The following is a 19504-nucleotide window of genomic DNA, read 5'->3' on the forward strand; positions in this document are numbered from 1 at the left end:
TCCCGATCCAACCGCAACCACATCCTGCTCCGACCATGCTATTTCCTGCTCGCATTCCTTCACGGCTGCGTCCCACCGTTGCCGCCATCTTCATTGTGGGATTGGCGCTAGAAAATCCCATCGGTCACGCCGATGACTTTTCTGAGACCGTGGATGCATTCACCACCAAACACTGCATCGAGTGTCACGATGATCGGCAAGAGAAAGGTGACTTTCGAATCGATTCGCTCTCACGTGACCTGACCGACCCAGCGATCGCGATTGCCTGGCAGGACGCAATCGACTTGGTCGAAGTTGGCGAGATGCCCCCCGAGGACCATCCGTCTGCGTCGCCGAACGAATTGAAAACGTTTCTGTTGGCAGTCAAAACGGAACTAGCCCGGACCGCCGAATCGTCCGCCCCCCAAAGCGAAACTCGGATTCGTCGGCTAAGTCATTCCGCGATGGACAACACCGTCGGCGATCTGATGGGAACTCGTCTGCGACTATCGGCCGGATTGCCCGAGGATCCAGAACTAGCGGGTTTCGACAACATGGCGTCGACGTTGGGCCAATCCAGCGAAATGATGCACCTGTTGCAACAAAACGCTCGTCGCATTGCGTCCGACGCGACTGCCGGCGGCGATGATCCGCGTGCGGATATCGATCTGGATGCCGACCAGATGACACTCGGTTCGCGGGTGGCGCGGGTCGACGACACGCTGATCCTGTGGAGCAGCAAGAACCGATCGAACACCACTTGGCCGGCGGACTTCGTGGCCCCACGCACCGGCGTCTATCGCATTGGGTTAACCGGATTCCAGTGGGACAATCGCTACCACCTGGACCGGCAGAACCAGATCGCCAAACCGGATCGGGCGCAGCAGAAATCGTTCCACAAGCGACTGCCGGAGGGACGTTCGCGGCAGGTGGCCATCATGGCCCTGCAGGCCCCGATCCAGAACGCGTTGGGCGAATCGACCGGCGGCCGGCGGGTGGGCACCCTGACCATCGACGACCAACCGAAACAGCGTTGGGTTGAATGCGAGTTGGAAGCGGGGGAAAGCTTCTTTGTCTATGCCACCGACTGCCCGCGATCCCAGAACACGCCCTGGGCGACCATCGAAGGATCCGACAAAGTCATCTTGGGCGAACAACTGCACCTCAGCAGGCTGCAGATCCAGGGTCCCTTGTTGCCGACTTGGCCGCCCCGTTTCCCCGAACAACTGCTAGATCCATCCGGCCAGATTTCGAACACCGGGTTGAAACAATTTCTGACGAAGGCCTTTCGACAACCGGTGGAACCGGAGGTCTTCGAACTCTACCGCCAACGGTTTGTCGAAAGTCGCCACCAGGGACAGTCCGCCCAACAATCGCTATCGCGACTGATCGAAGCCGTGCTGTGTTCCCCTAGGTTCCTGTACACGGTGTCCCCTGAATCGCCTCAAGACGCCTGGGGCATCGCCAATCGTCTGTCCTATTTCTTGTGGAACTCGATGCCAGACGAACACCTGATGCGACTGGCCGAATCGGGGGCACTGATCCAACCCGACGTGATTGCCGATCAAACGCGACGCATGTTGGCCGACCCCAAGGCGGACGGTTTCGTGATTGACTTTGCCGGCCAGTGGCTGGGGCTTCGCAAAGTCGGCGACATGTTGCCCGATCCAGGCTTGTATCCCGAATACGACCTGGTTTTGGAACAGTCGATGCGTGCCGAAAGCGAATCGCTGTTTCGCGAAGTGCTGACCAAGAACCTGCCGGTCACCGATTTTTTGGCGCCGCGTTTTGCGATGCTGAACCAACGACTGGCAAAACACTATGGCATCGATGGCGTGTTGGGCAACGAAATCCGCTCGGTCCCGGTACCCGCCGACAGCCCCCGAGGCGGACTGCTGGGGCACGCCAGCATGCTGACCACGACGTCCAACGGGACACGCACATCGCCCGTGGTCCGTGGTGTTTGGGTTTTGGAAAACTTGCTGGATTCGCCGCCTTCGCCTCCGCCACCCGATGTTGAACCGATCGAACCGGACGTCCGTGGAGCGACAACCATCCGCGAAATGTTGGCCAAGCACCGCGACGTGGCCACCTGCAAAGAATGCCATCGCCGAATCGACCCCTGGGGGTTTGGTCTAGAAAACTTCGACGCGGTCGGCGCTTGGCGTGATCGCTATGGAATCGACCAACGCGGCAAACCTGTTGATGCAACCGGCAAAACGCCCAGCGGTCAGACCTTCGACAGCGTGGTCCAAATGCGTGACCAACTGCTGGCACAGTCAGACCGATTCGCCGAGGCGTTGGCGTCCAAATTGCTGAGCCATGCGATCGGACATCCAGCATCCATCCAAGAACGAATCGAGATCGAACAGATCGTCCAACGCAATCGCAACGAGGGAGGTCGGTTCGCCGATCTGATCGTGCTGATCTGCCAAAGCGAATCGTTTCGCACTCACTAACGTCGTGACGATGAACCGCCCGACGGCGGCGATGCATTACAATCGACCCTGACCCGTCAATGCCTCCGATGATTGCCAACAGCACCATGATCCCATCACTTCGACTGCTACGTCTGTTCCTGGGTTTTTGCGGCGGCGTCTGCGTCGGGATGTGCTTTGGATCGACATCGACGGTCCTGGCACAGACCAGCGACACGCTACTCGCGGAAACCGGTCGAAACGAGCAATCGGGTCCCAATGTATTGTTCATTGCGGTCGATGACCTAGCCAGTTCGCTGGGGTGCTACGGGGACCTAGTTGCAAAGACCCCCAACATCGATCGTTTGGCAGCTAGCGGGACGTGCTTCCTGAATGCCTACAACCAATTGCCACTGTGCAATCCAACGCGTGCGTCGATCATGACCGGGTTACGTCCAGACACGATCAAAGTCTACGACCTGGACCGGCATTTTCGCGACGAAGTGCCGAACGTCGTGACGCTATCCCAGTCGTTCCAAAACGCTGGGTACTTTGCCGCACGCGTCGGCAAGATCTATCACTACAACGTGCCTGCGTCGATTGGAACCGACGGTTTTGATGATCCGCCATCGTGGAACCGAACGGTGAATCCGAAGGGCCGCGACAAGACCGACGAACATCTTGTTTTCAATGCCGAACCTCATCGCAAGATCAGCGGTTCGCTCAGTTGGCTTGCCGCCGACGGCACCGACGAAGAGCAAACCGACGGGATGATCGCGACCGAAGCGATCAAGATCATGCAGGAAAAACGGAACGAACCGTTCTTTCTGGGCGTCGGCTTCTTTCGCCCCCATTCACCCTACATCGCACCCAAGAAGTACTTCGACATGTATCCGCTCGATACACTTCGAACTCCATACGCACCGCCCAACGACCGCGACGACATCCCAACCGCCGCGTTCGCCCACAACTGTCCGATTCCGAATTACGGTCTGGATGAATCCACGCTGCTAGAAGCGACACAGGCCTACTATGCCTGCGTGTCGATGGTCGATGCCCAGGTCGGACGACTCCTCGATTCGCTGGAACAACTGGGGCTAGCCGACCAAACAATCGTTGTCTTTTGGAGCGATCATGGATATCACCTCGGGGAACACGGCGGCACCTGGCAGAAACGCACCTTGTTTGAACAGTGCGCCCAAGCACCGCTGATCATGCGATCGCCCGGCCAGAAGTCCAGCGGATCATGTCGACGGATCGTTGAGTTTGTTGACATCTACCCAACGTTGACGGAACTGGCAAACATTCCGGCGCCTGATGATCTAGCGGGACGAAGCTTGGCACCGCTGTTGAATGATCCGCTGACACCATGGGATGGCGACGCTGTCACCCAAGTTCTACGCCCTGCCGACGACCGGCTTGCGCAGCAGGTGATGGGATGCAGCATCCGCACCCAGCGGTATCGCTATACCGAATGGGCCGACGGGGAATACGGAGTCGAACTGTATGACCATCACACGGACCCCAACGAATTTCATAACCTGGCGGTCAACCCCGACGCAAAGGCGACGGCGGTGATCCAGCGTCTGCGGCCACGGTTGAACGCCAAATCATCGGGGCGAACGCCGACGGTTCCTGTCAATCCGGCACGCCTGTAGATCGTGCTTGCTGTGGCAATGCGGTTGTTGCCGCAACACCTGTTGCTGTCACGAACGATGGCAGCAATGGTGGGGTTCGTTCACCGTTCATGGATCCCGTCCTCTTGCCAGGCAATGTCGAAAGCCGCGTTCACCTCAGCCTCGTCAGGAAACAGACTCGGTTCCGGATGGATGTGTTCCCACATTTCGTTTTGGTGCAACCAGATGGGGTCGGCGTTTCGGATGATGAACTCGTCGACGGGAAGCCCATCGATGGTTTCAGGACGCTTGATGCGGACCTGTTTGCCATGGATGAATATCCACTGGTATTTCTTTTTGCGATTCTTCCTGGCTCGCTTTTCTGCAGCCGTCAGTTTACGTTTCGGTTTTGCCATGTTGGATCCGATCTGCCGTTTGCGGAGGGTGGCCAATAGGTAGACGCGAACTCAGAATGTTGAAGCCCCCCCCGAACGAAGAAAGACACGAGGAGTCGACATGAAGAAACGTCCCCAAAAAGCGATGAACGCGATCTTGAAACGCCAGAGTTTTGAGCCCGGTACGCCGGGGCCGCTATTGTTGAATATTGAATCACTGATGGATGCGTTGGCAACGGGCGTTCCAACGAACAGCAAGTATTTTGCTTTCCCGATCCGTTGCCTTGCTGATATGAACGAGCGATTGGTGACACCGGTCGCGCACAAGATGAAGCGACCGCAACTGAAGTCGTTTCCTACTCTGGCGGGCCTGTTCCTGCTGTTGCGTGCGTCGGGGCTGGCCGTCGGTGCAACCAAACCGAAACGGTTGTTGCACATCGATCCAGAGATGCGAGAGAAATGGGACGAGTTGAATTCGACCGAGCAATACATGTCGCTACTGGAGACGTGGTGGACCAAAGTCGCTTGGACCATGCTGGGTGAATCGGATCCATTTGAAACCAAGCTACAATCGGATACTCGCAATTTGTACTACCAACTGTCGGAACCGTTGATGAATGCGGTCGATTGGAACGACCATCTGTACAGTTGGGATCATCGGACCGCGGCCGCACTGCTGGAACAATTCGGATGGACAAAAACCGCCTACGCGACCGCAGCCGCCGAGGGAAAGGTTGCCGAAATTCGATCGATTGAAAAAACGGATTTCGGGGATGCGATGTTCGCGACCTTGAACGACGTTCTCGGTGGCAGAAAGCGTGACGGATCCATCATCCAACGGGAGCTACAGTCATTGTTTCCAAATTGGAAGAATAGCTTGCGCCCTGCCGAGCAGGCTTTTCGCGAAGGACGCTACAAATTGCGATTGGCGTGGATGAAGGTTTGGCGACGACTGGAAGCCCCCGCAACCACTTCACTGGAGGATGTCACGCGTCTCCTGCTGGAATCGTTTGATTTTGAACAAGATCACCTTTATCAACTCTCCTACCGCACTGCGTCTGGAAAGGAAGTTACCGTCGAAGATCCCCGATACCACGACGGAAAACTGTTCGCCGACAAAGTTCGTTTGGGTGAGCTTCCGCTCAAAATAGGCGACTCGATTGGACTGTTATTCGACTTTGGCGACTGCTGGCGGTTCACGATCACAATTGAGAGCGTTGACGAATCGGCGACCGACGATTTTGCCCCCGTCATCACGGCGAGCGAAGGCGAGGCACCTAAGCAGTACGATCTTGATGACGACGACGACTACTACGACGATGACGATGAAGATGAAGACGAAGACGGTACATGAACGGAGCGATGAAGGCCGATGACAGCCCCAAGCAAGGCATCACGCACCCCTCTTCCCCCCCGAAGAAACAACGCCGCTTGCGAAATATCACATCAAAGTTGCGCATTTTAGCATGGAAAGCAAATTTGCCGACCTTATATTAGCTCCAGCGCCGTCCTGTTGAACTCTCTCGGGCGGCCGCCAATCGATCCAAAACATGCCAATTGAATCCACGAAGGAAGTGAACTGATGAGCGACGGTAAAGTACGAATGGCCATGGTCGGCCTGGGTTTTGGTTCAGAGTTCATCGCGATTTACCAGGCACATCCGCAAGCCGAAGTCGTTGCGATCTGTCGCCGGAACGAGGACGAACTGAACAAAGCGGGTGACCAGTTCGGGATCGAAAAACGATACACCGATTTCGACCAAGTCTTGGCGGACCCGGACGTGGACTGCGTGCACATCAACAGCCCGATCGCCGATCATGCCTGGATGTCACTGAAAGCACTGGATGCTGGAAAGCACGTGATGTGCACGGTCCCGATGGCGACAACGATCCAAGAGTGCCAACAGATCGTGGCCAAAGTCAAACAGACTGGACTGCGATACATGATGGCCGAAACGGTCGTCTACAGTCGCGAGTTCCTGTTCATCAAAGAGATGTACGAAAAGGGCGAACTGGGCGAAATCCAACACTTGGCCGCCTCGCACCCGCAGGACATGGACGGTTGGCCGAGCTACTGGGAATCGATGATCCCGATGCACTATGCGACGCACGTCGTTAGCCCTTGCCTGGGGCTGACCAATGCACTCGCAGAATCCGTCAGCTGTTTTGGATCGGGCAAGGTTCGCGACGAGATTGCCAAGAAGTCCGGCAGCCCGTTTGCCGTGGAAAGCTGTCACATCAAGTTGAAAGACAGCGACATCACCGCACACATCTGGCGATTCCTGTTCGACGTCGCCCGCCAATACCGCGAAAGCTTCGACGTGTACGGCACGAAGAAGAGTTTCGAGTGGACGCTGATCGAAAACGAACCGCACGTGTTGCACACGGCCAAGAAACCCGAGCACGAGATCCCAGAGAAGATCGAGATCCCCGATTTTGCCGACCGTTTGCCTGAACCGATCCAACGATTCACGTTGCCAGCCGAAATCCATGACGACCAACACCTGTCGTTCGTGCAAGGCGGCGGCCACGGTGGATCGCACCCACACATGGTCCATGAATTTGTGACGGCTGTTGCCGAAGGCCGCGATCCATGGCCCAACGCAGCGACCGCAGCCAACTGGACCTGCACCGGCATCTGTGCCCATCAGTCGGCGATGAAGGGTGGCGAGATCGTTCGCCTGCCCGATTTCTCGTAGTCAGCGGCAAACTGGCAGCCCCCACTGGGATCGTTCGCTAGCCGGAATCACGACCACGGAAGTTCGGGTCCGCATCCAGGCTTCGCAGCGATTCCAGCAGAGCCAACGAAGCTTCGGTTTCCTCGGTCACGATTTGGGCAGCCCCCGCCTTTCGCAACCTGCCCACGTTGGCCTGATAACGGCAGCGGACCAGCATCTGGGCAGACGAATTGAGTTTTCGGATGGCGCGGACGACCTGCAACGCGATCTGGTCGTCGGGCACGCACACAACCACCAGGTACGCCTCGCCGACACCACTGCGTGCCAGCACCATCGAATCTGTCGCGTCCCCGGCAACCGTCCGGAACCCCAACTGGGCAAACGGGTGCAGATTGATTGGGCTAAGGTCCAGCAGACAGACTTCTTTCCCCATCGTTTCTAACTGGGACGCCAATCGGGTGCCGATCGGTCCCGCACCAATCACAACCGCGACTCGGTGCGTCAGGCTGTCGTGCCCCGACATCACCTGCGTATCGTCGGAAAAGTTTTCGGCACGCACCATCCGCAACCCGAACTTCATCAACGGGGGCGCCAAGACCAGCGACCCGACTGCGATCGCGACCACCCGCCGGTAATCCGCTTCCGCGATCACCGACGACTCGAATCCCAACAGAACCAGCACAAACGCGAACTCGCCGATGTGCGCCAATCCCAATCCCATCCCGAACGCTCGCTGAATGGTCATGCCGGTAAGCCACAGCGAGATCGTGGCGGCCACCGCCTTCAACGCGATCACGCTGACCAGCGCGGCGCCCATCCAAACCGGATCCTGCCAGACCAAGCGGGGATCAAAGATCAGCCCCAACCCCACAAAGAAAACCGCGGCAAAGGTCTCGCGAAATGGCAACACCAACGCATCGATCTGTCGGGTCCAGCGGTTGCCATTGAAAATCAATCCCGCGGCAAAGGCGCCCACGGCAGGCGGCAGCCCCACACGGTAGGCCGCCAATGTGACGGCGCCCAGCAAGACGATCGTGAACAGGATGATCAATTCGGGACTGCGATAAGCCGCGAACAACGGGATCACCCACCGCGCCAACAGCATGCGCAATCCCAACACCGCGACGACAAACACAAACGAGATCAGCCCCAACCGCACAAAGGCGATCGCGTCGATCGATTCGCTGCCGCCGGTCAACAACGGGACCAACAACAGCAACGGTACCAAGGCTGCGTCCTGGAACAGCAAAATGCCGATCGCCCGGCGCCCATGCGGTTGTTCCGATTGCCCCCATTCCGACAGCGTCTTGAACACCAGAACGGTTGAACTGAACGCCACCGCCGATGCGATCAACACGGCCGAAGCCCACTCCATCCCAAGCCACATCAGCAAAGCGATCAGCGGCAGCGCCACCAACAACATCTGCGCCGCACCACCGATGACCAAATTGCGACCGAGCCGCTTCAGATCGTCGAGTGAAAATTCCAACCCGATCGAAAACAGCAACAAAAACACACCGGCTTCGGCGAACTGTTCCAACTGATGGTCGCCATCGGAAACCCAGCCCAGCACACCCTGACCCAACACCGCGCCGACAACCAAGTATCCGATCAACACTGATACGTTCAACCGTCGGCAAACCACGGCTGCCAACAGTCCGGCGGACAGGATGATCAGCAGATTGTGGATCAACGTTTCGGTCATCAGGTCTCTGACTTCAAGGCGGCAGCAAATTCACAGTGTCGATCGAATGCACTCGACCAAAGTAGCAGTTCAACGACCCAAGCTGGAATGGCCCGAACCGCGAGACAACCGACGTAGGCCGGATTAAGGAGCGGAGCGACGCGGATCCGGCAATCACATACACCAAGCATCGGCCCCCTCACCCCAACCCTCTCCCCCAATTCCATCCAAGTCGAACTTGGATGAAACCGGGGGAGAGGGGGCTAAAAGGGCAGTCGCCCGCGGAGCCAAGGTAGGCCGGATCAAGGAGCGGAGCGACGCGGATCCGGCAATCACACACACCAAGCATCGCCCCCTCACCTCAACCCTCTCCCCCAATTCCATCCAAGTCGAACTTGGATGAAACCGGGGGAGAGGGGGCCAAAAGGGCACATGCACGCGATTGGGACTTGCCAGGAACCGGCCCGATGATTCCTGGCACCTGGCTGATGGGGATGCTGTCCGCCAGAATGCCATGCCCGATACGTGCACTCAATCGCCTCGCCGATTCCACATCCGTTAGTCACGTTCCAGATTGCCAACAGAGGATCAGTTCGATGAAAATCATTGTTATCGGCGGTGTCGCCGGCGGCGCATCAGCGGCGGCGCGTGCCCGTCGCATGTCCGAGGATGCCGAGATCGTTGTCTTCGAACGTGGCCTGTATCCTTCGTTCGCCAACTGCGGGCTTCCTTATTATGTCGGGGGTGAAATCGCATCGCGTGACAAGCTGTTGGTCGCGCCGATCGAAATGCTTCGACAACGGCACCGCTTGGACGTTCGTGTTCAATCGGAAGTGACCCGAATCGACCGCGACAAGGCTGTGGTTCATGTTCACGACGCAGCACAGAATCGGGATTACACCGAAACCTATGACAAACTGATCATCGCGACCGGAGCATCCCCATTTCGGCCGCCAATTCCAGGAATCGATAGCGATCGTGTGCTGGAACTTCGGGACCTTCCCGATGCGGACCGGATGCACACCGCGGCGACCTCGGGTGCCAAGCACGCAGTGATCGTCGGTGCTGGGTTCATTGGCATCGAAGTCGCAGAGAACTTGGTTCGCCGTGATATCGAAGTCACGATCGTCGAACTGGCCGAACAGGTGCTGCCGCCTTGGGACGCCGAAATGGTCCAGCCGATCGAAGACCATCTTCGACAACAGGGCGTCCGCCTGCGTCTCAGCGAATCAGCCACCGCCTTTGCCGAAACCCCGTCGGGCATCGACGTGACACTGAAGTCGGGCGAAACGGTGCAAGCGGACTTCGCCGTGGTGTGCATCGGCGTGCGCCCCGAGAGCCGATTGTCGCTAGAAGCCGGTTTGGAAATCGGACCGCGTGGCGGCGTCATCGTGAACGATTCGATGCAGACGTCCGATCCCAACATCTATGCTGTTGGCGACGTCGTCGAAGTCCAAGACTTTGTGGCCAAGCAACCCACTCAAATCCCCTTGGCCGGGCCTGCCAACCGGCAGGGACGAATCGCAGCCGACCATATCTTTGGCAAACCAGCCACCTATCGTGGAACCCAAGGGACCGCGATCGTCGGCGTGTTTGGCAAAACGGCTGCGATGACCGGTCAAAGCGAAAAGCAACTGATTCGCAACCAAGTGCCTTACGAAAAGATCTATATCCATCCCTCGGATCATGCCGGCTACTATCCGGGCGCAACCGCCATGACGTTGAAGTTGATCTTCGCGCCGCATGACGGAGCCATTCTGGGTGCCCAGTGTGTCGGCACCAACGGCGTCGATAAACGGATCGATGTTCTCGCGATTGCGATCCAAGCGGGACTGACGGTGTTTGACCTCGAAGAGACTGAACTCTGCTACGCGCCGCAGTATGGGCATGCCAAGGACCCGATCAACATGGCGGGCTTCGTTGCATCCAACGTGATCCGAAAGGACCACCCCATCGTTCACGTGGATGCGATCGAACAAGCCGATGATTCAGAAACCTTTGTGCTGGACGTTCGCACGACCGCCGAGTTTGCGGGCGGACACATCCAAGGTGCCACCAACATCCCCATCGAAGAACTGCGTGATCGCCTTGACGAAGTACCCACGGACAAGCAGATCGTGGCATACTGTAAAGTTGGCCAACGTGGCTACTTGGCGACGCGAGCCCTGCTGCAAAACGGTTACCGCGTCGTCAACCTCAGCGGCGGATACACCACCTGGCAACGTCGTCACCAGCCCGACACATCGGCGGGCAGCTGATTGACGCCTGGTGAACCACGACGTCTGAATAAGATCGACGTCTGGTCAACATCACGGCGACCGCTAGTGCAGATCGCGGCAACACCGCTTCGTCTTGTTGCTATCAGCGGTTGATGGGGAGGCAACGGGTGATCACTGCCCCCACCACCGCTGCAGCCTGAAATCGCACTGGGCAACCTGTACCGGTTATCGTGAATTCTCACCCCGCGGTGCCCGTCTTGGCCGGCGCTGGCACGACTGGCGTCATGCCTTCAATCCCAATCGCCGATACGATCGTTAGCGGCTGGTCATTGAATTCCGTTGGGTAGGCAAGGATGCCTGCGCTGCAAACCAACGGGCCGTTACTCACGATTATCGAACAGGGAAGTTCATGATTCAACGCCACATTGCCGCCCGAGGGTTATCGGCGATCCTGCTGACAGGGATCACTGCTGTCGCAACACCAGTCCCGGGAAACGCGGCCGACTGGTTCCAGGCGGACCTTGCGTCAGAATCCGCAGTGACCCCGGACATCGACCGCACCGGTGCAGGGATCCCGGAACAGTCGCTGCGGATTGATCCCGTGGTCATCGATCCAATCGATTCGCCATCGTTTGATCCGGCCGACACCGCTTCAGCATCGGACCAATTCTCGGGATACAGCTTGGCTGATATCGAGAGCATTGCGTTGCAGAACAACCCGACCATCCGCGCCGCAAACGCCATTGCCGCCAAGTCCGAAGCACTGCGGTATCAAGTCGGCATCCGGCCGAATCCAATCCTGGGTTACTTTGGCCAACAACTGGGCGATGAGAGCACCGATCAGCACGGATTGTTCATCGAACAAGAATTTGTTCGCGGCGACAAACTGGCGATCAACCGTCAAGTCTTGGGACACACCGCAGCAGCCCAACACAGCGAGACGATGACCCAGAAACAGCGAGTGTTGACAGACATTCGCATCCGTTTCTACGAGGCCATGGCAGCCCAACAGCAACGAGACGCGACACTCGATTTTGCCAAGGTCGCCAACCGAGGTGTCGAGGTTGCCGTCGATCGACGCGGCGCCCAAGAGGGCACGCTGATTGAAGTCCTGCAAGCCAAGACGTTGCTAAGCGAAGTCAAACTGGCCGCACAACAAGCCGACGCGGTTCATCGTGGCGCGTGGCGTGATCTAGCGTCGATCGCTGGGCTTCCCGAACAGACACCCATGCATCTGAACGATACCCTTGCGAAGCCCGACGGCGTCCCCGATTGGGAACTGGTTTACCAAGAGATCGTAGCCAGCAGCCCCGAGATTGCCGTCGCCAACTCGATCGTCTGTGAAAAACAGTCCCTGTTGAAACGGCAAAAAGTACAGATGAAACCGAATGTCACCGCACAGCTTGGCGCTGGCTACGACAACGGCACCAATTCAGGAATGATCAACCTGCAACTGTCCGCGCCCATCCCAGTTTGGAACCAGAACTCGGGAAACATTTCGGCAGCCTATGCCGACTACTCTCGCGCCAGCGAGAACGTCAAACGAATCGAACAACAGATTCGATCGCGGTTAGCCAGAACGTCGCAAGACTTCGATTCCGCTTGGGCTGCGGTCAATCAGTACGAAACCGAAATCATCCCGCAAGCGCGTGAAAGCCTGGAACTATCCGAAGAGGCCTACGAAGCGGGCGAGTTGGAATTCCTGCAGGTATTGATCGTCCGGCGCAGTTTCTATGAGTCGACGATCCGCATGATCCAGGCTCGTGGGAACTTGGCACAAGCGTCCGCGAAAATCGACGGCCTCTTGCTAACCGGTGGACTCGACACGCCACAGGACTATACCGATGGCGATGGCATCCGCGGTCAATCCTTTGGCGGCCAATGATCGGCCTCTGAAATTGCGGCGCAGCGATCGAGCTTCATGTCTACGCAGTTTGCACCACACAGGCGTGCTTACTGCGTGACTGCTTCGTAGATTTCAGGGATGGCATATCGATCGCTGTAGATATGCACGCGGCGTGTCGGCTTCCCATCCAAAGTCACCACAGGCATCTCTGCCTTGACCCATTCCAGAATGCTGCCCTTAAAGTTTTTCACCTTCGCGCCCTCTTGAAGCAACTGGTTGGCGTAGCGCCCGCTGCGGCCACCAATCGTGCAGTACGGGATCACGGTGCGGCCTGTGTAACGATCGCGATGCTTTTCGAAATCGGACTTCGTGATGGCGCCGGGAATGATCGACACGTTCACTTCGGCGTCGCTCCGCACGTCGACCAGAACAAAGTCGGCTTGCGGTGCTGGGTCACCCTGCGTCTTCGCTTTCTCGATGGCGGATTGATGGGCATCCAAAATGCCCCGCAGTTCGCTGACCGAGATGGCCGGAACCTTGCTGCCGATTTCCAAAAGTGACTCCAACTGCGCCAAGGCAAAGCCCGGCGACAGCGCGACAAGCAACAGAGCCACAAACCCGACGTCACTACGAAATCTCATGATGCATTCCTGTTTCATACGGTTTCAAAAGGTCGCAAAACTTTCCTGATAACAACCGGCCGTGTTGTCCGCGGCGGGTTCCGATTTCCCTATCGCTTCTAACGGGCACCGCCCATCCGAGGCATTGTTATCGTATCCGCGGTCATAAATAGAGAGTAAAGGAGAAAAATTTCGACGTCTGGATGGACGCTATTGAGAACGCATCGCAGCACGTTCCGCCCACACCGAACGAATCACTAGCAACCGCCAAATTCGCGGGAAACGCCTAGCATCACCGTGAACAACGTCACCGGCCGGTCGCAGAATTCGCGACGAACCATCTTTCCCAAACTGCGATGAACTTGCCCAAACCATGACGGCTGCTGCGCAAAAACGCAATGCGACCGGCATGATCCCGCAGCGCTGTCTTCATCAAAAGTTCGCGGTAGGATTGGCCATCCGATAGGATCGAGGGGCTTGCTACATGGCCTGCCATGTCAGCGGGTATGAAACATCGTTTCTACTCTTCTTCTTATCTTGAGGTATCAGAGATGGCTAAACCATCCAGACAACAAGGGTTCACATTGGTTGAACTGTTGGTTGTCATCGCGATCATCGGAGTCCTAGTGGGTCTGCTATTGCCCGCTGTTCAATCCGCTCGCGAAGCGGCGCGTCGCATGAGTTGCAGCAACAATTTCAAGCAGCTTGGTCTAGCGATGCACAACTACCACAGCGCCTTTGCACGGCTTCCGATGCAAGGCGTTGGCACGAACTCACCGGGCGGATCGGCGCCATCGTTTGGCAATGCCGGCGCGACCGCAAATTGGTGGGGCAATCATTCACATTCCAACGCCTGGCGACTAAGCGCTCTGGTCGGCATGACACCATTCTTGGAACAGCAGGCAATCTGGGAACAGATATCGAACCCTAATAGCCGCAACGCGACCGATTCGACCGCTGTTCTGGATCCGCCATGGCCACCGATGGGTCCGGTCCCGACGCAGGCGCGATACCTGCCTTGGAGCACCGAGATTCCAACGCTTCGATGCCCCAGCGATCCGGGGTCCGGCTTGCCTTCTCTGGCACGGACCAACTATGCACTTTGCTTAGGGGATTCTTACTTTTGGTCCATCCAGGGACCACGAAAGTTTGCTGGCGATGGAACCTATCCGTTGCACAACGGCTGGTCACAAAACTCACGGGGCGCCGATCGTGGAATGTTTGTTCAACACGCCGATGCAAAGTTCCGTGACGTATTGGACGGACTATCGAACACGATTGCGATGGGCGAAATTGCGACAGACCTCGGCGACCGAGACGTTCGGACCATCGCGGATTTCGACACCACTCAATTGGTCAACGACATTCGCGACAATCCCAAGACATGCGAAGACAACGGATACATCGATCCGTTGCGTCCTAAGTTTTGGGAGCCCAACATTCCGACCATGGGGGGGACCAATGGGCGCGGATTCCGATGGGCAGATCACCGGAATCTGATGACGTGCATGCACACGATCCTGCCGCCGAACGCCGAACTTTGTGCGCAGCGAAATCCAGGTGGCCGGACCCTGGCACCACCATCCAGCCGGCACCAGGGCGGCGTGCACATCCTGATGGGCGACGGCGCGGTCAAGTTCGTTACCGATTCAATCGAAGCCGGAAACAGTCGTGCCGGAATGGTTTGGCGTAATGGGAATGGTGGCCAGTCCGCCGGATCGCAAAGCCCCTACGGGTTATGGGGAGCCTTGGGCACCCGATCCAACAAGGAAGTCGTTGACGGAATTTGACGCCCACGCTTGTCCCGTTCATTGGAAGGCACACGATTGGTCTGCCATTTCGAGACTCCGCTTCCAAGTCCGCCGCCGACGTCGTGCTGGTGCATCCCCAGCCGTTGCAGGTGGCGGACCATTTCCCCCTTTCGAACTTTCAAGAAGGAATGTTCCAGATGAAAAAGCAAGTATTGATGCCAATGCTGATTGGCTTATTCGCGGTTAGCTTGGTTGCCTGTGGCAAGCCTGAACCGGTCAACATGATGGAAAACATTGACGAGCAGGCGTTGGCCGACTACGACCAGATGATTGCGGACGACGCCAAGGCGATGGCCGCCGCACAAGAAAAAAGCGAATAATCACTGTCAGTGATCATTGGCTGCCGATTCGGCGCCGCTGACTTGTCCCCTGTCTTTCCCGGGGCGACTTCAGCGGCGTTTTTTTGTTCATGCAAATCACCCTGATGCCCCCCGATCCGGTACCGCCGACTAAGATTTGGCATAGTGCCATTTCCACCTTCCCATATCCCTGGCTGAAAAGAATGCGCTCGATCTTTCTTGCTGCGTCCGGTTTCTTTATCGCAACCTTGTCCGCGTGTGTGTTTCCAAGCCCGTTGTCGGCGGCCGAATCAACATCGCAACGTCCCAACATTTTGTTCATCCTGGTGGATGATCAGTCCCCGTATGATTTGAAGACGTACAATCCCAAATCCGAACTTCAGACACCCAACCTGGACCGCCTAGCAGCGCAAGGGATGGTGGTCGATTCGGCGCGGCACATGGGCGCGTGGGTCGGCGCCGTCTGCACTTCGTCGCGACACATGATCATGTCGGGGCGGACCCTGTGGCATATCCCCGATCGTGGCGGAAAGACGACCAACAACCCCAATGCAGCCGACCCGGCATTGGTCCCACCCGACTTGGCTGAACACACGATGGCCGCCGTGTTCAATCGCGCCGGTTACGACACGATGCGAACCTGCAAAAAGGGCAATTCGTACGACGCCGCCAACGCTCAGTTCACGGTCGTCAAGGATTCAACCAAACGCGGCGGAACCGACCCCACCGGCAGCCACTGGCATGCCCAGCAAGTCCTGGAATACCTAAGCGACCGTGACAAGACCGAGGACGTTGATCCGTTTTTGATCTACTTTGGGTTTTCCCATCCGCACGATACTCGCGATGGTAAACCTGAACTGCTGCAAAAGTATGGCGCGGTCAATCACACTGACCCCGAAACCCTTCCACCGGCAAATGATCGCCAACCGAAATTGCCAACCGGATACCTGCCGGCGCACCCGTTCCATCACGGTCAACCAGGACTGCGAGATGAAGAAAAGGTCAGCGGCGTCTGGACCAACCGAGACGAACAAACGATTCGAAATGAAACGGGACGCGAGTTTGCGTGCAGCGAGAATATCGATGTTCAGATTGGACGCGTTCTGGACAAACTTGAATCGATGGGCGAACTGGACAACACCTACGTCGTCTACACCTCGGATCACGGGATGGCGATCGGCCGTCACGGGTTGCAAGGAAAACAGAACCTGTACGAACACACTTGGCGGGTCCCGATGATCGTCCAAGGACCGGGAATCGCGCCGGGCACACGTGCGGAGGGCAACGTCTACTTGCTGGACATCCTAGCAACGCTTTGCGATCTGGCTGGCGTGCCAGCCCCGCCGACCAACGAAGGGATCAGTTTCAAACCTGTCCTGGAAGGCAAATCGTCCACCGTCCGTGACACGATGTACGGTTGCTACTGCGGCGGCACGAAGCCGGGGATGCGAACCGTTCGTAAAGGCGACTGGAAACTGATTCAGTACGACGTGTTGGACGGCACCGTCCGGGAACAGCAACTGTTCAACCTGGCACAGAACCCGCACGAATACTTGCCCCAACATCATCAGGACGCAGTCGTAGCGCTGACCGGGGACCGTCCCGGCCCTGACCAAACGAACCTGGCCGATCACCCGGACTACCAGTCGCAACTGAAAGAAATGGAATCTCTTTTGCTGGCTGAAATGCGGCGTCTGGATGACCCACACCGGCTGTGGAATCAGCCAGATGATGGCCTAACTGCACCGGCGTCGGCTTCCAACGGACGCAAGGCGAAGGGCAAAAACAAGTAACGCTTTCGCCGAACGGTCATTCGAATGGCTGCATCGAAATCGAAATCGAAATCGATGCGGCCATCGACGACCAATCTTTATGACCAGAACTTTACGCCAGTCGTGCCAGGATGTCCTGCAGCACGGCGACGTCGGAATCGGGACGTTCTGGACTGCCGGGATACGTCAACGAACTCTTGATCCAACCACGCTGTTTCAGAAACTGAGCGGCGTTGTGCTTGTAGGCGGGCACGGGATTTCGGAACGCGAAGAACCCCAAGTACTGAAGCAGATCATTCAGTTCATAAAACCCCGCGTCGCCGGATTCCCACATTGCATCGCGTCGGGCGAAGGCTTCTGGCGCAAAAGTGCTTAGCCCTAGCAGATAGTCGCTGCCGTACATCACCATGTCGATGGCCAGATCGTTGCCGGTCAGCACCATGAAATCGCTGCGTGTCTGATCCCGCAACGCCAGACGCTGCCATTCCAGTTCGCGGCTCAGCGACGAATGCTTGGCCCCACGGCACTCGCCGATGCCCATCATCCCGGCGTACACATCCAGGCTATAGATCTTGCCGAACGGGGCGAACATCGTGCCCAGTTCAAACCCCAGGAAGTCACCTGCGTGGGAACCGATCTGTTGATAGGACGCGACGATATCATCGTCCGACTGACTGGTCAGACCGAAGGATTGGAAGATGATCGGCGTCCCGCCTTTCGAGGTAATCTGGTCCAAAGCGACGCGGTACTTGTCGAAATCGAAGGTTGATTCCGGGGTATCGCCCACGAAGGCACCCGACACGAACGGACGCCCATCCATCAACGCCTGTGTTTCGTTCAATGCTTGTTGGCGGACCGCATCGTCGATCAGGTTGGCATAGCCGGTATCCATATTGATCGCAGGCACCAAGCCGGCGTCGGCGGTCCGAACGACGTGATCGCGGAACCCATCCCAGTCGACTTCGGTGCCAGAGATCAACGGCAACAAGATCGCTGACATCCCACTGATTTTGCGTCGCGGACGGATGGCAGGAATCGTATCGATCGTTCGTGCGGTGGACTCTGACATAGCGATATCACAAAGCGGGTTAGCGAAGGGACAAACATCCGGTCATTATGTTCGTTAGCAGCCAGACGGACCTAGGCGTTTCGCGCATCAACGACTGGCATTTCGGGCATTCTATTGCCGTGGGTCGGTGCCGCCAATCGCCACAGTGACTATCATCCGAAGCATTCGATCTCTGCCAGGACCTGTCATTTTGCCATCCCCGGAAACCAAACGTCGCCGCGCCCCGGTTCCTGAATCCATGCTGGATTCGGGGATTTGGGTATTCGAAAGCCAGCACGACCAGACGTTTTTGATGGAACCAACCAGTCACGCGTTCCCCAAACTGTTGCTGATTCGCGAGGGACGCGGGGACGTGATCGCCGATTGGCCCCATCGCACAGCCGATTCACTGCATTGCGTTTCGGGCGATTGCGTGCTGTTGCCGGCCGACCTGCAACACCGGATCATCGACGACCCCGCTCACCCGATCTCGCTGTACGGTCTGGGGCTGGATCCCAAACGGATTTCGTCGCTGCGAGAAATCGAGGGGTTGATCCATCCGGGCAGGATTCCGCGGCAACGGGTGCAGCGATTGGCGATCGAACGCCGCATCCGTCGACTGCTATTCCAAGTGGCACAGCGTGATCCGGCCTTTCGATTGTCGGCCGTCGCAGGGGCTATCGAGATCTTTGCCCAACTGGCGATGCCTACGCCCGCGGAACATCAACGGGGCACCCGAATCGATCAAGCGATTCCCGCTGACGATGCGTTGGACGAATACCTGCAGTGGTTGGCGTCGAACTTTTTCGAATCTCTTTCGGTCGATGACGCCGCCAAAGCCTGTCACATGTCACGGCGAAAGTTCACGGCCGAGTTTCGCAAGCGCACCGGCACCACTTGGCTAGCCTATATCAACGACAAACGTGTATCGCATGCTGTCACCCTGCTGCAAACGACCAACAGCAAGGTCACATCGATCGCCTTCCAGTCAGGTTTCGAGGACCTGTCGACGTTCTATCGATCCATCAAACGCGTCACCGGGAAACGCCCACTGGATTTCCGGCCAGCAGCGGACTGACGCGTCCCCGCCAATTGACATTCCCGCCGGCACACATACACAA

Annotated in this window: 15 protein-coding genes; 10 read left to right on the forward strand and 5 right to left on the reverse strand. The window is 57.4% G+C overall.

Features of this window, described 5'->3' with window-relative positions; genetic code table 11:
• Positions 1–35 precede the first annotated feature (35 nt).
• Both K227x_RS27720 and K227x_RS27725 read left to right on the forward strand, forming a co-directional pair.
• Positions 36–2438 (forward strand): DUF1592 domain-containing protein, encoded by a 2403-nt coding sequence (locus K227x_RS27720; RefSeq protein ID WP_145175723.1) that lies wholly within the window; start codon positions 36–38, stop codon positions 2436–2438.
• Between the two features lie 149 nt (positions 2439–2587).
• A complete protein-coding gene (locus K227x_RS27725; RefSeq protein WP_145178554.1) occupies positions 2588–4054 on the forward strand; it encodes a sulfatase in 1467 nt (488 codons plus the stop codon).
• A gap of 80 nt (positions 4055–4134) precedes the next feature.
• Here K227x_RS27725 and K227x_RS27730 read toward each other — a convergent pair whose 3' ends face one another.
• The gene (locus K227x_RS27730) at positions 4135–4428 is read right to left on the reverse strand and encodes a hypothetical protein (protein WP_145175726.1); all 294 of its coding nucleotides are present in this window, start codon (positions 4426–4428) and stop codon (positions 4135–4137) included.
• 100 nt (positions 4429–4528) lie between these two features.
• Here K227x_RS27730 and K227x_RS27735 point away from each other — a divergent pair, with 100 nt between their 5' ends.
• Together K227x_RS27735 and K227x_RS27740 are read left to right on the forward strand one after the other, a co-directional pair.
• Positions 4529–5761: a plasmid pRiA4b ORF-3 family protein gene (locus K227x_RS27735; RefSeq protein ID WP_145175729.1), complete on the forward strand. Its 1233-nt coding sequence runs from the start codon at positions 4529–4531 to the stop codon at positions 5759–5761.
• A 228-nt stretch (positions 5762–5989) separates the two neighbouring features.
• Positions 5990–7105 (forward strand): Gfo/Idh/MocA family protein, encoded by a 1116-nt coding sequence (locus tag K227x_RS27740; RefSeq protein ID WP_145175732.1) that lies wholly within the window; start codon positions 5990–5992, stop codon positions 7103–7105.
• A gap of 37 nt (positions 7106–7142) precedes the next feature.
• Here the strand turns inward: K227x_RS27740 and K227x_RS27745 are convergent, their stop codons facing one another.
• Positions 7143–8789: a cation:proton antiporter gene (locus K227x_RS27745; protein WP_145175735.1), complete on the reverse strand. Its 1647-nt coding sequence runs from the start codon at positions 8787–8789 to the stop codon at positions 7143–7145.
• A gap of 575 nt (positions 8790–9364) precedes the next feature.
• Here K227x_RS27745 and K227x_RS27750 point away from each other — a divergent pair.
• Entirely contained in the window at positions 9365–11026 is a 1662-nt protein-coding gene (locus K227x_RS27750) for an FAD-dependent oxidoreductase (RefSeq protein WP_145175738.1), read from the forward strand.
• Positions 11027–11225: 199 nt separating this feature from the next.
• Here the strand turns inward: K227x_RS27750 and K227x_RS30965 are convergent, their stop codons facing one another.
• The gene (locus K227x_RS30965; RefSeq protein WP_218933594.1) at positions 11226–11375 is read right to left on the reverse strand and encodes a hypothetical protein; all 150 of its coding nucleotides are present in this window, start codon (positions 11373–11375) and stop codon (positions 11226–11228) included.
• A 21-nt stretch (positions 11376–11396) separates the two neighbouring features.
• On the opposite strand from K227x_RS30965, the gene K227x_RS27755 reads away from it, so the two are divergent.
• Positions 11397–12872, forward strand: a complete 1476-nt coding sequence (locus K227x_RS27755) for a TolC family protein (RefSeq protein ID WP_145175741.1) — start codon at positions 11397–11399, stop codon at positions 12870–12872.
• A gap of 68 nt (positions 12873–12940) precedes the next feature.
• On the opposite strand, the gene K227x_RS27760 is transcribed toward K227x_RS27755, so the two are convergent.
• Positions 12941–13474 carry a rhodanese-like domain-containing protein gene (locus K227x_RS27760; protein ID WP_145175744.1) on the reverse strand — a complete coding sequence of 178 codons (534 nt, stop codon included), beginning with the start codon at positions 13472–13474 and terminating at the stop codon, positions 12941–12943.
• 530 nt (positions 13475–14004) lie between these two features.
• On the opposite strand from K227x_RS27760, the gene K227x_RS27765 reads away from it, so the two are divergent.
• The 3 genes from K227x_RS27765 (at position 14005) to K227x_RS27775 (ending at position 17356) form a co-directional block, all read left to right on the forward strand.
• Positions 14005–15243, forward strand: coding sequence for a DUF1559 domain-containing protein (locus K227x_RS27765; protein WP_145175747.1), 1239 nt, complete (start codon positions 14005–14007; stop codon positions 15241–15243).
• A gap of 158 nt (positions 15244–15401) precedes the next feature.
• Complete coding sequence (locus K227x_RS27770; RefSeq protein ID WP_145175749.1) at positions 15402–15584, forward strand: hypothetical protein; 183 nt, start codon at positions 15402–15404, stop codon at positions 15582–15584.
• 182 nt (positions 15585–15766) lie between these two features.
• Positions 15767–17356 (forward strand): sulfatase-like hydrolase/transferase, encoded by a 1590-nt coding sequence (locus K227x_RS27775; protein WP_145175752.1) that lies wholly within the window; start codon positions 15767–15769, stop codon positions 17354–17356.
• 91 nt (positions 17357–17447) lie between these two features.
• On the opposite strand, the gene K227x_RS27780 is transcribed toward K227x_RS27775, so the two are convergent.
• Positions 17448–18404: a beta/alpha barrel domain-containing protein gene (locus tag K227x_RS27780; protein ID WP_145175755.1), complete on the reverse strand. Its 957-nt coding sequence runs from the start codon at positions 18402–18404 to the stop codon at positions 17448–17450.
• A gap of 145 nt (positions 18405–18549) precedes the next feature.
• Between K227x_RS27780 and K227x_RS27785 the strand changes: the two genes are divergently transcribed.
• The gene (locus K227x_RS27785) at positions 18550–19461 is read left to right on the forward strand and encodes a helix-turn-helix transcriptional regulator (protein ID WP_145175758.1); all 912 of its coding nucleotides are present in this window, start codon (positions 18550–18552) and stop codon (positions 19459–19461) included.
• Positions 19462–19504 lie beyond the last annotated feature (43 nt).

Origin of the sequence: Rubripirellula lacrimiformis, assembly GCF_007741535.1 — a bacterium.
Taxonomy (GTDB): domain Bacteria; phylum Planctomycetota; class Planctomycetia; order Pirellulales; family Pirellulaceae; genus Rubripirellula; species Rubripirellula lacrimiformis.

Coding starts and splice junctions, on each gene's coding strand:
- K227x_RS27780 (WP_145175755.1), bottom strand. CDS start 18,404: ATGTCAGAGTCCACCGCACGAACGATCGATACGATTCCTGCCATCCGT.
- K227x_RS27745 (WP_145175735.1), bottom strand. CDS start 8,789: ATGACCGAAACGTTGATCCACAATCTGCTGATCATCCTGTCCGCCGGA.
- K227x_RS27750 (WP_145175738.1), top strand. CDS start 9,365: ATGAAAATCATTGTTATCGGCGGTGTCGCCGGCGGCGCATCAGCGGCG.
- K227x_RS27755 (WP_145175741.1), top strand. CDS start 11,397: ATGATTCAACGCCACATTGCCGCCCGAGGGTTATCGGCGATCCTGCTG.
- K227x_RS27765 (WP_145175747.1), top strand. CDS start 14,005: ATGGCTAAACCATCCAGACAACAAGGGTTCACATTGGTTGAACTGTTG.
- K227x_RS27725 (WP_145178554.1), top strand. CDS start 2,588: ATGTGCTTTGGATCGACATCGACGGTCCTGGCACAGACCAGCGACACG.
- K227x_RS27770 (WP_145175749.1), top strand. CDS start 15,402: ATGAAAAAGCAAGTATTGATGCCAATGCTGATTGGCTTATTCGCGGTT.
- K227x_RS27730 (WP_145175726.1), bottom strand. CDS start 4,428: ATGGCAAAACCGAAACGTAAACTGACGGCTGCAGAAAAGCGAGCCAGG.
- K227x_RS27760 (WP_145175744.1), bottom strand. CDS start 13,474: ATGAGATTTCGTAGTGACGTCGGGTTTGTGGCTCTGTTGCTTGTCGCG.
- K227x_RS27735 (WP_145175729.1), top strand. CDS start 4,529: ATGAAGAAACGTCCCCAAAAAGCGATGAACGCGATCTTGAAACGCCAG.
- K227x_RS27775 (WP_145175752.1), top strand. CDS start 15,767: ATGCGCTCGATCTTTCTTGCTGCGTCCGGTTTCTTTATCGCAACCTTG.
- K227x_RS27740 (WP_145175732.1), top strand. CDS start 5,990: ATGAGCGACGGTAAAGTACGAATGGCCATGGTCGGCCTGGGTTTTGGT.
- K227x_RS27720 (WP_145175723.1), top strand. CDS start 36: ATGCTATTTCCTGCTCGCATTCCTTCACGGCTGCGTCCCACCGTTGCC.